The sequence below is a fragment of the Gilvimarinus sp. 1_MG-2023 genome, from assembly GCF_030548285.1.
Genome location: NZ_JAUOSC010001384.1, coordinates 1 through 251, shown reverse-complemented (window position 1 = coordinate 251; position 251 = coordinate 1). Strand labels below are relative to the sequence as shown.

General features: G+C 53.8%; 1 protein-coding gene. It reads left to right on the top strand.

Features of this window, described 5'->3' with window-relative positions:
• Window positions 1-60: 60 nt before the first annotated feature.
• Window positions 61-251 (top strand): glutaredoxin family protein (locus tag Q4563_RS21370; RefSeq protein WP_303605952.1); only part of this gene is annotated, 191 nt, incomplete at its 3' end.

Below are 251 nucleotides of genomic sequence, written 5' to 3'. Positions count from 1 at the left end.
CTGTCAGAGAGTAATGCAGCAGCCCATCGGCCGCTGCCTTGAACAGACCAGAGGAATGTTATGACCTACGCGCTTTACTACTACGATATGTGCCCGGTTTGCCAAATGGTGCTCCGCACGCTGCCAGGCTTGAAGGTCGATGTTGAGAAAAGCAATGTGCAGAAAAATCCAGCCTTCCGGAAACAGCAGCAACAAGCCACTGGCCGCACTACCGTGCCTTGTCTGCTGATTACCGATGACCAGGGCAAGGA